This is a genomic window from Anoxybacillus sp. FSL W8-1294 (assembly GCF_037965005.1).
Classification (GTDB): domain Bacteria; phylum Bacillota; class Bacilli; order Bacillales; family Anoxybacillaceae; genus Anoxybacillus; species Anoxybacillus flavithermus_G.
In genome coordinates this window covers 1,132,819-1,146,082 of record NZ_CP150179.1, presented here as the reverse complement: position 1 = coordinate 1,146,082, position 13,264 = coordinate 1,132,819, and the positions used below count along the sequence as shown (strand labels likewise).

17 protein-coding genes and 1 riboswitch are annotated in these 13,264 nt (G+C 43.3%); of the genes, 2 read left to right on the top strand and 15 right to left on the bottom strand.

Going from position 1 to position 13,264, the window contains the following annotated elements; genetic code table 11:
* The first annotated feature begins 65 nt into the window (after positions 1-65).
* Positions 66-572, top strand: a complete 507-nt coding sequence (locus NSQ23_RS06075) for a DUF309 domain-containing protein (protein ID WP_339173740.1) — start codon at positions 66-68, stop codon at positions 570-572.
* A 6-nt stretch (positions 573-578) separates the two neighbouring features.
* Here the strand turns inward: NSQ23_RS06075 and NSQ23_RS06070 are convergent, their stop codons facing one another.
* From NSQ23_RS06070 to NSQ23_RS06045, 6 genes are all read right to left on the bottom strand, one after another.
* Positions 579-923, bottom strand: coding sequence for a GNAT family N-acetyltransferase (locus NSQ23_RS06070; RefSeq protein ID WP_339173737.1), 345 nt, complete (start codon positions 921-923; stop codon positions 579-581).
* A gap of 111 nt (positions 924-1,034) precedes the next feature.
* On the bottom strand, positions 1,035-1,499 hold the full coding sequence (gene ribE / locus NSQ23_RS06065; RefSeq protein WP_006318211.1) for a 6,7-dimethyl-8-ribityllumazine synthase: 465 nt from the start codon (positions 1,497-1,499) through the stop codon (positions 1,035-1,037).
* A 12-nt stretch (positions 1,500-1,511) separates the two neighbouring features.
* Positions 1,512-2,705, bottom strand: coding sequence for a bifunctional 3,4-dihydroxy-2-butanone-4-phosphate synthase/GTP cyclohydrolase II (locus NSQ23_RS06060; RefSeq protein ID WP_128356678.1), 1,194 nt, complete (start codon positions 2,703-2,705; stop codon positions 1,512-1,514).
* Positions 2,706-2,710: 5 nt separating this feature from the next.
* Positions 2,711-3,349, bottom strand: a complete 639-nt coding sequence (gene ribE / locus NSQ23_RS06055) for a riboflavin synthase (protein ID WP_339173733.1) — start codon at positions 3,347-3,349, stop codon at positions 2,711-2,713.
* Positions 3,350-3,354: 5 nt separating this feature from the next.
* On the bottom strand, positions 3,355-4,431 hold the full coding sequence (gene ribD, locus NSQ23_RS06050) for a bifunctional diaminohydroxyphosphoribosylaminopyrimidine deaminase/5-amino-6-(5-phosphoribosylamino)uracil reductase RibD (protein WP_128356681.1): 1,077 nt from the start codon (positions 4,429-4,431) through the stop codon (positions 3,355-3,357).
* 144 nt (positions 4,432-4,575) lie between these two features.
* Positions 4,576-4,708: riboswitch (FMN riboswitch) on the bottom strand.
* 149 nt (positions 4,709-4,857) lie between these two features.
* Positions 4,858-5,298, bottom strand: a complete 441-nt coding sequence (locus NSQ23_RS06045) for a peptidylprolyl isomerase (protein WP_009373790.1) — start codon at positions 5,296-5,298, stop codon at positions 4,858-4,860.
* A gap of 118 nt (positions 5,299-5,416) precedes the next feature.
* Between NSQ23_RS06045 and NSQ23_RS06040 the strand changes: the two genes are divergently transcribed.
* Complete coding sequence (locus NSQ23_RS06040) at positions 5,417-6,280, top strand: DUF1002 domain-containing protein (RefSeq protein ID WP_004889727.1); 864 nt, start codon at positions 5,417-5,419, stop codon at positions 6,278-6,280.
* Positions 6,281-6,306: 26 nt separating this feature from the next.
* On the opposite strand, the gene lysA is transcribed toward NSQ23_RS06040, so the two are convergent.
* The 9 genes from lysA to sigF form a co-directional block, all read right to left on the bottom strand.
* A complete protein-coding gene (lysA, locus tag NSQ23_RS06035; protein WP_339174313.1) occupies positions 6,307-7,626 on the bottom strand; it encodes a diaminopimelate decarboxylase in 1,320 nt (439 codons plus the stop codon).
* A 68-nt stretch (positions 7,627-7,694) separates the two neighbouring features.
* Entirely contained in the window at positions 7,695-9,164 is a 1,470-nt protein-coding gene (locus NSQ23_RS06030) for a spore germination protein (RefSeq protein WP_339173729.1), read from the bottom strand.
* Positions 9,121-9,723 (bottom strand): stage V sporulation protein AE, encoded by a 603-nt coding sequence (locus tag NSQ23_RS06025; RefSeq protein ID WP_004889723.1) that lies wholly within the window; start codon positions 9,721-9,723, stop codon positions 9,121-9,123. Before NSQ23_RS06025 ends, NSQ23_RS06030 begins: the two co-directional genes overlap by 44 nt.
* Positions 9,720-10,037 (bottom strand): SpoVA/SpoVAEb family sporulation membrane protein, encoded by a 318-nt coding sequence (locus tag NSQ23_RS06020; protein ID WP_004889722.1) that lies wholly within the window; start codon positions 10,035-10,037, stop codon positions 9,720-9,722. The genes NSQ23_RS06025 and NSQ23_RS06020 overlap by 4 nt, the downstream gene beginning before the upstream one ends.
* Before the next feature lie 2 nt (positions 10,038-10,039).
* Positions 10,040-11,047 carry a stage V sporulation protein AD gene (gene spoVAD / locus NSQ23_RS06015; RefSeq protein ID WP_339173725.1) on the bottom strand — a complete coding sequence of 336 codons (1,008 nt, stop codon included), beginning with the start codon at positions 11,045-11,047 and terminating at the stop codon, positions 10,040-10,042.
* A gap of 11 nt (positions 11,048-11,058) precedes the next feature.
* Positions 11,059-11,403 (bottom strand): SpoVA/SpoVAEb family sporulation membrane protein, encoded by a 345-nt coding sequence (locus tag NSQ23_RS06010; protein ID WP_004889719.1) that lies wholly within the window; start codon positions 11,401-11,403, stop codon positions 11,059-11,061.
* 10 nt (positions 11,404-11,413) lie between these two features.
* Positions 11,414-11,833 (bottom strand): stage V sporulation protein AB, encoded by a 420-nt coding sequence (locus tag NSQ23_RS06005; RefSeq protein WP_004889717.1) that lies wholly within the window; start codon positions 11,831-11,833, stop codon positions 11,414-11,416.
* On the bottom strand, positions 11,823-12,443 hold the full coding sequence (locus tag NSQ23_RS06000) for a stage V sporulation protein AA (protein ID WP_004889715.1): 621 nt from the start codon (positions 12,441-12,443) through the stop codon (positions 11,823-11,825). The genes NSQ23_RS06005 and NSQ23_RS06000 overlap by 11 nt, the downstream gene beginning before the upstream one ends.
* Positions 12,444-12,521: 78 nt before the next feature.
* A complete protein-coding gene (gene sigF, locus NSQ23_RS05995; RefSeq protein ID WP_004889712.1) occupies positions 12,522-13,259 on the bottom strand; it encodes an RNA polymerase sporulation sigma factor SigF in 738 nt (245 codons plus the stop codon).
* Positions 13,260-13,264: the final 5 nt, after the last annotated feature.

The window sequence follows — 13,264 nt, the reverse complement described above, 5'->3', positions numbered from 1 at the left end:
ATCCCACCTTTATTCATAAGTAATAGTATAATATACGTAAGCATATGAAAAAAGGGGGCCTTCGTTTGTATCCAAGGGCATATATCGAATATTTACTTCACTTTCACGCTACGCGCGACTATTTTGAATGCCATGAAGTGCTAGAAGAACATTGGAAACAAACAGGCGAACATGTATGGGTCGGCTTCATTCAGCTCGCGGTTGGGATGTATCATTATCGCCGAGGAAATATTGCGGGAGCAAAACGAATGTTTACAAAAGCATTAAACACATTCGAAAGAGAAAAGCAAGCATATGAAGCGCTAGGCATACATGTAGAACAACTCATTGCGCTTATTCATACATATGTAGAGCGAATCAATCATGGACAACCGTATGAAAGCACTTGCTTGCCAATCATTGATGCTTCCTTGTTGCATATATGTCAACAACAGTGCGATCAAAAAGGGCTAATATGGGGGAAAAAAAGCGACATGTCAAACGAATATATCATCCATAAACATATGTTGCGCGACCGAAGCGACGTCATCGCTGAACGCGAACGGCAAAAACAAAAAAGACAGGGACGCTGATCCCTGTCATTGTTCACATCTATCCAAAAATGGAGCGGTCATGTCATTGGCACATAACGACTTGTTTGGATACAATTCTTTTAACGCTTTCACCATTTGTTTTCCAATTCCTTGATGACGATGGGACGGATTAACGCTAATATGCTGCACTTCAACCGCATGTTCGCGCACAATCACACCGATAATGCCAATAAAATCTTCTTCTTCCTTCCATAAAAACAGCTGCCAATCATCGTTTGTCTCGTAGTTTTTCATCGTTTGTCGCAACTGCTTTAAGTCTTTTTCATTTGGCATAAACGACAAAAGACCCATCGCAATTTTCTCATAGTTTTTTCGATAGCGAACTAGCATACGAATCCCTCATTATCGACAAGACTTATTGTTTACTCGCTATTGCTATTATAAACGGTCTTGTCGCTTTTTTAAACCTTTTTTATCGCGAGCATATTAAGAACGAGCATATTAAGAAAATGTGCGCATCACATTCGCCATTTCAATGGCGCTAAGCGCTGCTTCCCATCCTTTATTTCCTGCTTTTGTCCCAGCGCGTTCAATCGCTTGCTCAATCGTATCTGTCGTCAACACGCCAAAAATAACCGGAACACCTGAAGAAAGAGCGGCGTGCGATGTTCCTTTCGCTACTTCATTGCATACGTAATCGTAATGGCTCGTTGCTCCGCGAATCACGGCACCGAGGGTAATGACCGCATCGTATTTTTTCGACTCCGCCATTTTTTTCGCGACAAGCGGAATTTCAAATGCCCCCGGCACCCAAGCGACATCAATATGTTGCTCCTCTACTCCGTGGCGCTTTAATCCATCAAGTGCACCGCTTAGCAATTTGCTTGTAATAAATTCGTTAAATCGCGCAACAACAATGCCTATTTTTAGTCCTGTTCCGACTAAATTTCCTTCGTATACGTTCATTTTTTCTCCTCCTTAGAAATGCAACATATGTCCTAGTTTTTCGTATTTTGTGCGCAAATAGCGCTCATTATGGCGTTTGGCTGGCATTTGTAGCGGCACACGCTCTACCACTTCTAAGCCGTATCCTTTCAGTCCGGTAATTTTCCGCGGATTGTTCGTCAACAAACGCATTTTTGTCACACCTAAATCTTTTAAAATTTGCGCGCCAATTCCATAGTCGCGCAAGTCTGGGGCGAAGCCGAGCTTTTCGTTTGCCTCGACCGTATCATAGCCTTGCTCTTGCAACTTATATGCGCGCAATTTGTTGAGTAAACCGATGCCGCGTCCTTCTTGACGCATATATAACAATACCCCTCGACCTTCTTCTTCAATTTGTGCGAGCGCTGCATGAAGTTGCGGACCACAATCGCAACGATGCGAACCGAACACGTCACCTGTTAAACATTCCGAATGGACACGTACGAGCACAGGTTCATCTGGGATGATTTCTCCTTTCACGATGGCGATATGTTCTTTTCCGTCTAACGCATTTGAATATCCGATCACTTTAAATTCACCAAAGTCCGTTGGCAACATAATTTCCACTTCGCGTTTGACGAGCTTTTCTTTTCGATTGCGATAAGCGATTAAATCTTTAATCGTAATCATTTTCATATCGAATTGTTCCGCGATTTTCTTTAAATCAGGCACGCGCGCCATTGTTCCGTCATCTTTTATAATTTCGCAAATAACGCCTGCTGGCTTTGCCCCGCAAAGACGGGCTAAATCGACCGCAGCTTCCGTATGTCCGGCGCGACGCAATACCCCACCTTTTTTCGCAACAAGTGGGAAAATATGACCTGGGCGTTTAAAATCGCTTGCTTTCGCTTCTGGATTTAACATTTCTTGAATCGTCAACGAGCGCTCAAACGCGCTAATGCCTGTCGTTGTCGCTTTATGGTCAATGCTGACGGTAAACGCTGTACCATGCGCATCTGTATTATGATTAACCATCGGCGCTAAATCGAGCCGATCAGCCAACTCTTCGGTAATCGGGACACACACAAGACCACGACCGTGTGTAATCATAAAGTTAATGACTTCCGGCGTTGCTTTTTCCGCAAGCGCTACAAAATCCCCTTCATTTTCACGATCTTCATCATCGCAAACGATAATAATTTTTCCTTGCATTAAATCATAAATCGCCTCTTCAATTGTATGAAACATTTCGCTCACCCCTTATATCCGTGCTCTTGTAAAAATTGCATCGTCAATCCTTCACGCTTTCCAGCAACGAACTGTTCAACATATTTTCCAATGATGTCACATTCAATATTGACAATATCGCCAACTTTTTTTGCTCCTAAAATCGTCGCTTCACGCGTATGCGGAATGAGCGAAATTGTAAACGTTCGGTCCGTTAAACCGAAAATCGTTAAGCTTGTGCCATCGACAGCAACTGATCCCTTTAAAATCATATATTTACGTAAATGGCTTGGCACTTCAATGTCATAATAAACAGCGTTTGCGACAGGCTGCTTACGAATGATGCGTCCAATGCCGTCAACATGCCCCGAAACGAAGTGCCCACCAAAACGACCGTTTGCTGCCATTGCGCGCTCTAAATTGACTTTCGCTCCTACTGTAAGCGTTCGAAGCGATGTTGCTCGCACCGTTTCAGGCATGACATCGACAGTAAACAAGCGATCTGTAAATGACGTCACAGTTAAACAAACGCCATTGACAGCAATGCTGTCACCGAGCTGCACGTCTTGTAACACTTTTTGTGCCCCGATCGTGAAGACGATCGCTTCCCCTGTTTGTTTCATTTGTTGAATCGTGCCGATTTCTTCAATAATTCCTGTAAACATCGCGATCATCCTTTAGCAACGATTTTTATATCTGGTCCGATCCTTTCGACATGTTTCACTTGTAAACGAAGCGCATCCATCATTCGTCCAAACCCTTCTCCACCAATGGCAGAAGGAGCTTCATTCCCCCCAATCAACATCGGTGCGATATACGCAATCACTTGTTGAACGGAATGAGAATGTAGAAAACTACCGTGCACATGCGCTCCACCTTCAACAAATATGGACATGATGTTACGCTTACCAAGTTCACGTAAAAAAGATGGTATATCAATTTTATTCTCATTCATGCGAATCATTTGTACACCTGCACGTTCATATGGCTTCATTTGTTCTTCTGTGACGTGATGGCCGACGACGATCCATGTTGGCGCCATCTGATCTGTGACGACATTCGCGTGAAGCGGTGTACGTAAATGTGTATCGAGAACGATTCGAATTGGTTGCTTTCCTTCATACCCAAAACGAACGGTTAAGCTTGGATCATCTGCTAAAATTGTGCCGACACCGACAACGATCGCATCGTGCATACGTCGATCGCGATGCACGTCACGCCGCGCATCTTCCGACGTAATCCACTTGCTTTCGCCCGTTTTTGTTGCAATTTTCCCATCTAAGCTCATTGCATACTTTAACGTCACATACGGCGTTTTCGTTGAAATATAATGAAAAAACATTTCGTTTAACGCATCCGCCTCTTCTTTCAACACTCCGACGGTGACGTCAATTCCTGCTCGCTTTAATTTTTCAATGCCTTTTCCTGCCACGAGCGGATTTGGGTCCGTCGTCGCCACAACGACGCGCTTCACCTTTTTTTCAATTAACAAATCAGCACAAGGGGGCGTTTTTCCGTAATGGCTGCATGGTTCAAGCGTCACATAAACGGTTGCTCCTTCCGCTTTCTCGCCCGCCATGCGCAAAGCGTGTACTTCTGCATGTGGCTCTCCTGCTTTTAAGTGTGCGCCAAAGCCGACAATTTCACCATGTTTTACAACAACAGCCCCAACAAGCGGGTTCGGTGACGTTTGTCCGCGAGCTGATTGCGCTAATTGTAATGCGAAACGCATATATTGTTCGTCCATCTCGCACCACCTTTCTTTCTTTATAAAAGATAAAAACCCTAGGAACGACGTCCTAGGGCAAGATGTATGTAAAGATCGCCTTTTTTGCATAGCAAAAATGACCCACCGCCAAGCTTATTTTTTCAATAAGTGGCGTGAGTTTTGGCAATCCTTCTCCCATCCAGACTATACTGTCGGCTCCGGAATCGCACCGGATCATGCCTTAACGGCTCGCGGGCTGAGAAACATCTGTTTCATTACCGCCGGTCGGGAATTTCACCCTGCCCCGAAGGATGCGTTTATTCCATTTTTATTCATTATAGCACAATAAAACGAAATGTCTATTACTTTGCAATAAACAGCCAATACATTGCTCCCCAAACGAAACTAACGAGTAAAAGGATGAAAAATAATACCCAGTTTTTTTTCATCGCTTCATCGTCCCTTTTATTGTTCGTCCCACACCTTTACTTCTTTCATGACATCACCATTTTTCATCGCCTTTACAACATCCATTCCAGCGGTGACTTGACCGAATACGGTATGCACACCATCTAAATGCGGCTGCGGCTCATGGCAAATGAAAAACTGGCAACTTCCTGTATCACGTCCGCGATGCGCCATCGATATCGCACCTTCGATATGTTTATGCGGATTGTTATCTGTTTCACACGGAATCGTATAACCTGCATCGCCTGTTCCGTTTCCAATCGGACAGCCACCTTGACTTACAAATCGCTTAATGACGCGATGGAACGTCAGCCCGTTATAAAATCCTTCATTCGCTAGTTTTTCAAAATTCGCAACCGTTGTTGGCGCTTCATTTGGGAATAGTTCAAACTCCACCTTTCCGCCGTTTTCCATTAAGATATATCCTTTTTTCTTCATGAAACTTTTCCACCTTTCTATCGTAAAAACAAACGTAACTTCATTTTACTATATTTCTCTTCTATGTTCACGCAAATGTTTGTACAATAGTATGGAAGATGTTGAAGGAGGTTATGAAATGAAGAAGTGGTTTACGATATTTATTTTATTGCTGTTTATGATCCCATCGGTTAGTTTAGCAGATGCGATTGAAGGGGACGTCATTATTACGCTCGGCGAAAATTTAACAGAACAGCAAAAACAACAAATATTAAAAGAAATGAATGCGCCAGACAACGCTGAAATCATTACGGTTACAAATGAAGAAGAGCATAAATATCTCGGCGGCATTATTCCGAAAGGACAAATTGGAACGAAGGCTATTTCATCCTCAAAAATTACGATTGGGGCACCTGGTTCGGGGTTGCAAGTCGAAACGAATAACATTAACTGGGTAACAAAAGAGATGTATATGAATGCGCTCATTACTGCTGGAGTAAAAGATGCAGTCATTTACATTACTGCACCGTTTCCTGTATCGGGAACAGCTGCGTTAACAGGGTTAATGAAAGCGTACGAACTTTCATCAAATGAAGCGATCCCGGACGAAGTAAAAAAAGTAGCGAACGAGGAAATGGTGAAAACAGCACAGCTTGGCGAATCAATCGGAAATGACAAAGCGGTCGCACTGCTTGCGAAAATTAAAGAAGAAATAGCGAAAAATCCACCGCAAACAGATGCAGATATGCGTGCGCTCATTGAGCGGATCGCTCAAGAGCTTGGCATTACGTTAACAGAAGACGAAATAAACAGTTTGCTTTCCTTATTTAACAAAATGAAAAATGTGAACATCGACTGGAATCAAGTGAACGAACAGCTTGCTCAAACGAAAGACAAGCTATCTGCTTTTTTACAAACAGAAGAAGGTCGAACGTTTATTCAACGCATCGTCGACATTTTACGAGAAATATGGAACGCCCTTCGCGGAGCATTTGGGGCATAAAAAAATAACCGAGGTTGTCGCCTCGGTTATTTTTTTACTTTTGTCTTAAGTGGCAAATCGAGTCGAATTAAATCTTCATACGTTTCACGCTTCACAACAAGCTGTGCTTCACCGTCTTCAACAAATACGACCGCCGGACGCGGAATGCGATTATAGTTATTTGCCATCGCATAGCCGTAAGCTCCCGTACAAAAAACAGCTAAATAATCGCCCGGTTGCGCTTTCGGAAGCGGTAAATCCCAGATGAGCATATCGCCTGACTCACAACATTTCCCTGCAATCGCCACAACTTCTTCACAATGGTCATGCATCCGATTCGCTAGCACTGCTTCATATTTCGCTTCATATAGCGCAGGTCGAATGTTGTCGCTCATTCCCCCATCTACCGCAACATATTGACGAACGTTTGGCACCTCTTTACGCGAGCCAATCGTATAAATCGTTGTTCCAGCATCACCGACAAGCGAACGCCCCGGCTCAATCCAAATTTCTGGGAATGGTAAATGAAATGAGGCTACGTTCCGTTTCACTTCTTCAATAATTTGTTCGACGTACTGTTCCGGTGCGAGCGGATCATCTTCTTTCGTGTACCGAATGCCAAAACCGCCGCCAAGATTGACAACTTGCGCAGTGAAATGATGCATATCACGCCATATAGCAAGCTTTTCAAATAATTTTTTCGTCGCAAGGACAAAACCTGTCGCATCAAAAATTTGCGAACCGATATGACAATGAATGCCAAGCACATGAATATAGGAAGAAGCGAGCGCACGCTGTAACGCTTCATCTGCTTGTCCGTTATGCAAATCAAATCCAAATTTTGAATCTTCTTGCCCTGTTAAAATATAGTCGTGCGTATGGGCCTCAATGCCTGGTGTGACACGTAATAAAATCGGCATCGTATATTTATGAGTGCGACAAAGTTGTTGCAACATCTCTAACTCATAAAAATTATCGACGACAACACAACCGATTTTTGCTTCAACCGCCATTTGTAACTCTTCTTCGCTTTTATTGTTGCCGTGAAAATGAATGCGTTCGACCGGAAATCCAGCAGCTAACGCGGTGTACAGCTCACCGCCCGAGACGACATCGAGAGATAATCCTTCTTGTTCCATTAATTGCACGATCGCTATTGTCGAAAACGCTTTGCTTGCATACGCGACTTGCGCACGTACACGATGTTTATCAAACATACGCTTAAACGCCCGAGCACGCTCGCGAATAAGGGCAACATCATAAATGTAGAGTGGGGTTCCGTATAGATGAGCTAAGTCAATCGTATCTACGCCGCCAATTTCTAAATGACCCCGTTCGTTTATTCCCATCGTTCCGTGCATAATTATACATCCTCCTGATGATTCCGAAATAATTAAAGAAAACGTACCATAAATTTTGGTACGTTTCAACCTTTTTATGTCGATTGTTTTTGTTTGTTTTGTGGATGTACGATGCTTGGGCGAATCGATGAGCCAGCCACAGATCGTCGTACAATAATTTGCATAAATGCCCCGGGATCAAAGGGAATAAACGGCCATAAATATGGAGTATTCAACGAGCGAATGTTCGCAAGGAAAAGTAAAAACACTGTAACACCAATCATAAACCCAGGTACACCAAACAACGCAATGATCACTAAAAATAAAAGACGGAAAATTTTATTTGCAATGCTTAGTTCATAGCTCGGTGTCGCAAAAGAACCGATCGCAGCAACAGACACGTATAAAATCACTTCCGGCACAAACAGCCCGACGTCAATAGCGATTTGTCCAATTAACGCCGCCGCAATTAAGCCCATCGCTGTCGATAGTGGTGTTGGCGTATGGATTGCAGCCATTCGCAAAAACTCAATACCAATATCAGCAATGAGAAGTTGCACAAAAATCGGGATATTTGTTTTTTCATTCGGACCGATATATGATAATTTTTCTGGCAATAACGACGGGTCAAGGACAAATACAAACCAAAGCGGGAGTAAGAAAAGTGAAGCAAAGATGCCTAAAAACCGCACCCATCGTACAAACGTTCCTACAGCTGGCGATTGCCGATATTCTTCCGCATGTTGAACGTGATGGAAATACGTCGTTGGTGTAATAATAACGCTTGGCGACGTATCAACCATAATAATCACATGCCCTTCTAACAAATGAGTCGCTGCGACGTCAGGTCTTTCTGTATAACGAACGAGCGGATACGGGTTGTATCCTTGTTTCACTAAAAATTCTTCAATTGTTTTATCTGCCATCGTTAACCCATCAATTTTAATTTCGTTTAATTCCTTCTTAATGAGTTCAACAAGCCCCGGATTGGCGACATCCTGAATATAGGCGATACAAATGTCCGTTTTTGAACGCTCACCCACTTGCATCATCTCAAAGCGAAGCCGTTCATCACGAATGCGTCGGCGAGTGAGTGCTGTATTGATGATAATATTTTCAACATATCCGTCACGTGCCCCGCGCACCACTTTTTCTGTATCTGGTTCCTCAGGCGAACGTCCTGGATAACTGCGGACATCAACAGCAAACGCTTTCGTCTCTCCATCAATAAACAATAAAATTAAACCCGTCAACAAAAAGTCGACCGCCTCATCTAAACTTTTTACTGGATTCACCTGTTGATGAACGAGACGGTTTTCAATAATTCCAGGCAACTTTACTGATTGTCTCTCGCGATCGTTCACTTGAACAAGCATTTCAAGTAACTCGATAATATATTGTGTATCACAAAGCCCATTACAATAATATAAATGAACGTCTGTTTTTAAAATGTGTAGCTTGCGAACACCTAAATCGAAGCTCGTTCCAACTCCGATGGCATTTTTAAAAAACTGTTCGTTTTCACTCAACTTCGAAGAAATCGGTGTGCGATTTTCTGTTTTCATCGCGTTTGCTCCTTTCAAGAATATATTCAATGGCTTTTCGCGTAATCGGACAACCGTTGCGAATATCGTCACGACGCCTCATTTTTCCGATGTCACCGATTCCAACGATGATAGGAATCGGCAAATCATCTAAACAATAGACGGTATCGCCATTGATCCGACCGAATTCCCACTCGCGAATACCTTCTTTATCGACACCGTACGTTGTGAAGTTCCCATCATAATCAATGCAAATATTTACTTTCGTCCACTCTTGATTGTTCGTATCAGACGCCACCGCTATCGCTCCGAGCACATCAATTTGTTCATGTGTTGCAACATAGCGAAGCGCTTGTTCTCCCGCTCCTTCACCGATAATGCCACTATCATCAAACATGACAAAAACAGGGTCATACGGCGTTTGCAAAATAAGTTCAACAAGCTGTTTTCCTGTCAACTGTGATGGGTTGCCTTGTGATTGGCTAATGCAACGAGCGCCAAATTGTTTTGCGAGCTTCTCGAGTGCACGTTGCACATGTTGATCTCCGTCTGTCACTAAAATAACTTTCCTTTTTTTCATTTCATCCGTCCTCTCGGCTTACAAACAACAGCGGTCACCCATGCTATAGCGATCGGAAAAGAAAGAAAAAAAACGATATTTGTAAAGTCCCCTGTTTTCACCGCTTGTATACAAGAAGCACCAACGTGAACAAGCGTCATTTCTATCCCCGCATGCGCCAGTGATTGCATAGGGTCGTATAAACTTGTCGCTTCGAGCGCCACGCCAATAAGCAAAAATATTGTCACTAGGCGAGTGAATGACCATTTTATAAGCAATAATTGCCCGATAAGCGATAACATACCGCCAATGATAAATGCGTATACGTACTCCATTTTCAAGTCACCGCTTCAATCGCAATCGCATGAGCGATCGCCGGAATCGTTTGATTTTGCTTCATCATCGTACTATTAAATAATGCTCCCGTCGCAACAACGAGCATCGTCTTTATTTTTCTCTCCCTCATTTTCTCAAGAAAATAACTGTACGTTACAACAGCACAACATGCACATCCGCTTCCACCTGCAAATGCTTGTTGTTCCGTATCGTAAATAAGCACACCACAGTCATCGTATCTCTCACTTAAGTTCATACCTGCATCATAGCATAACGACTTTAATTCACTACTCCCAACTTTTCCTAAATCCCCTGTGATAATCACATCATACGCTTCGATCGAAAGCCCACAGTCTATCAAGTGTTGCCTAATCGTTGCAAATGCTGCTGGTGCCATCGCTCGTCCCATATCGAGCGGATCCGTCACACCGCTATCGATCACGCGTCCGATCGTTGCCGTGCGAATCCGAAATGGCGAACGTGTCGTACTTAATAGCGCTGCTGCTCCTCCTGTTACAGTCCACGATGCGCTTTCCCCCTTTTGAACGCCAATTGTCGTCGGGAAACGAAATTGACGTTCCGCTGCACCATAGTGACTGCTTGTTGCAACTAGCACACGATGGGCAAATGCACCATCAATGAACGTACTAGCCACAAGCATGGCTTCCGTCATCGTTGAACAAGCGCTAAATACACCTAAAAATGGAATATGTAATTCACTTGCAACATAGTTCGCAGTAACCGTTTGATTCAGTAAATCCCCCGCGATAAATAAATCGACATCGTGCGTTTGTACTTTTCCTTTCGTTAAACAAATCATAATCGCTTCTTTCATAAGTCGCCGTTCCGCGAGCTCCCAACTTTGTTCACCGCAATATAAATCGTCGTAAGCACGATCAAATGATGAACCGAGCGGACCTTCACGCTCTTTCGGTCCAACGACGGTACCGCTCGATTCGATATAAATGTTTTTCTCAAATACAATCGTTTGCTCTCCGATTTTTTTCATCGAACCCCCCCTTATAAAAACAACGCTGCAACGTATGATGCAACAACTAATGTGACAATGATACTCCCGCCAACAGAAAGCATATGTTCTGCTATTCCCTCATTGCGATACTCAAGAGCGCTAGCACTCCATATGTTTGCTAGACTCATCATCGGTACAATCATTCCCGCCCCTGCAAATTGTGTCAATCGGCGATAAAATCGGATTGGCGTAAATATCGCAGCACATACCATCAACGTCCCGTTCATCCAGCGAACGGCTTCCGCTTCACCCATATGAAACAATATGATGTACATATCGCGAAGCGCTTGGGCAACGACCGCAATGAATCCACCGACTAAAAAAGCTTTCAACATACGCCTCCTCCTAGCGATCAACGAAATATATCCAATGGAAAAGAGAGCCCGCCACTTTACCAAATACCATTGCCATGAGTAACATGACAATTTGTTCGTCGATACCAAGCCGTTTTGCTAAAATCGGAAACACATTTAACACTTCCGTTAATGCCGCAGCAAGCATACCGACGAACACACCGCTCAATAAACCAATGACACTTGTCACAATTGGCGGAAAAGAAAGCAACGGATCGCGCAAGCTAATCCAGCTACTTACAACCGCACCAAGTACAACACCCCGTTCATACGTCGCAATCCATTTCATCGTTTTTGTGAGTTGGGTCAAGCGTGGAATAACACCGAGAACAGTTAAAAACGCGACAAAACCAGAACCGACAGCTAGCCCTCCTGCCAATCCAACAAAAGCTACAACAAACTCACGAATCATCATCCATTCGCCTCATCACCTCTTTATTTTCATGCATAATGACATATTGATCGAGCGATTGTTGGTATTGAAACATCTCAACTTCAAGTGGGCTCGGTTCTTCGTTAATTCGCTTTTTAAAAAAGTGATTAAAAAATAAAATCATACCAAGTCCAAGCCCGAGTGAATACGGAATTTGAAACCATAACGGTTTTTCTACTTCTTTCCCTGTAATTACCCGATACAGCCGTTGTTGTACTTGCTGCATGCTTACATCTTCATGAAAGTTCATAATCGCAAGACCGGAGCCAATGAATAGAAGAAGCCATACGATTGGGACGTACAAATACCCCCATCGCTTTTCCTCATAAACGACTTCAACGATCGTTTGCGACGGTCCAAGTGATTGAATATCGTCTTGAGGAACAACGTTCATTAACGCTTTCATCACATGCATCACATCGATAATGACAATGTTGCGATCTTTTTTCTGCACCGTATAAATAGGAGTTTGTACAATATCATCGATTCGTTTTGTTGCGACAACTTGTGCCACATCCCCTACCCGAATCGTTGCATTCGGCTTCACTTGAATACGATGACGCATTTTCAAAAAAATCGTTTCTTTCATACTGACACCTTGCTTCCATCGTTGTACTAGTAGTATGAGATATGATCGCTATGTATATGCATAAAAGCCCGAACGGACTTATTCATCCATTCGGGCTTTCATTTGTTGCAATATTTTCTTCTCTAAACGAGACACTTGTACTTGAGAGATGCCTAATCTAGCTGCCACTTCTGATTGGGTTTGGTCTTTATAATAGCGCAAGTAGACGATGAGTCGCTCTCGTTCATCTAGCTCTTCCATTGCCTTTTTTAATGCGATTTTGTCAAACCAAACGTCTTGCTCGTCCGCAATTTGATCAAGCAACGTAATCGGATCACCGTCGTTTTCGTACACCGTTTCATGAATGGACGTCGGTGAACGGACAGCTTCTTGAGCTAGCACAACATCCTCGGGTGAAATTTGCAAAAACTGTGCAATTTCATTCACCGTTGGGACGCGACCGTTTTGTTTCGACAATTCGTCTTTTGCTTTTCTAATTTTATTGCCAATTTCTTTTAATGAACGGCTCACTTTGACGGACCCATCATCGCGAATGAATCGTTGAATTTCCCCAAGAATCATCGGTACCGCATACGTTGAAAATTTGACATCGTAAGATAAATCAAATTTATCGACCGATTTCATTAAACCGATGCAACCGATTTGAAACAAATCTTCAGGCTCGTATCCGCGGTTTAAAAACCGCTGCACAACCGACCAAACAAGCCTCATATTTTTTTCAATAATCTCATCGCGTGCTTGCTGGTCACCTTGCTGGCTCCTCCGAATCAATTCTTTGATCTCATGGTCTTTGACAGCTTGTACCTCGACATCCATAGGCA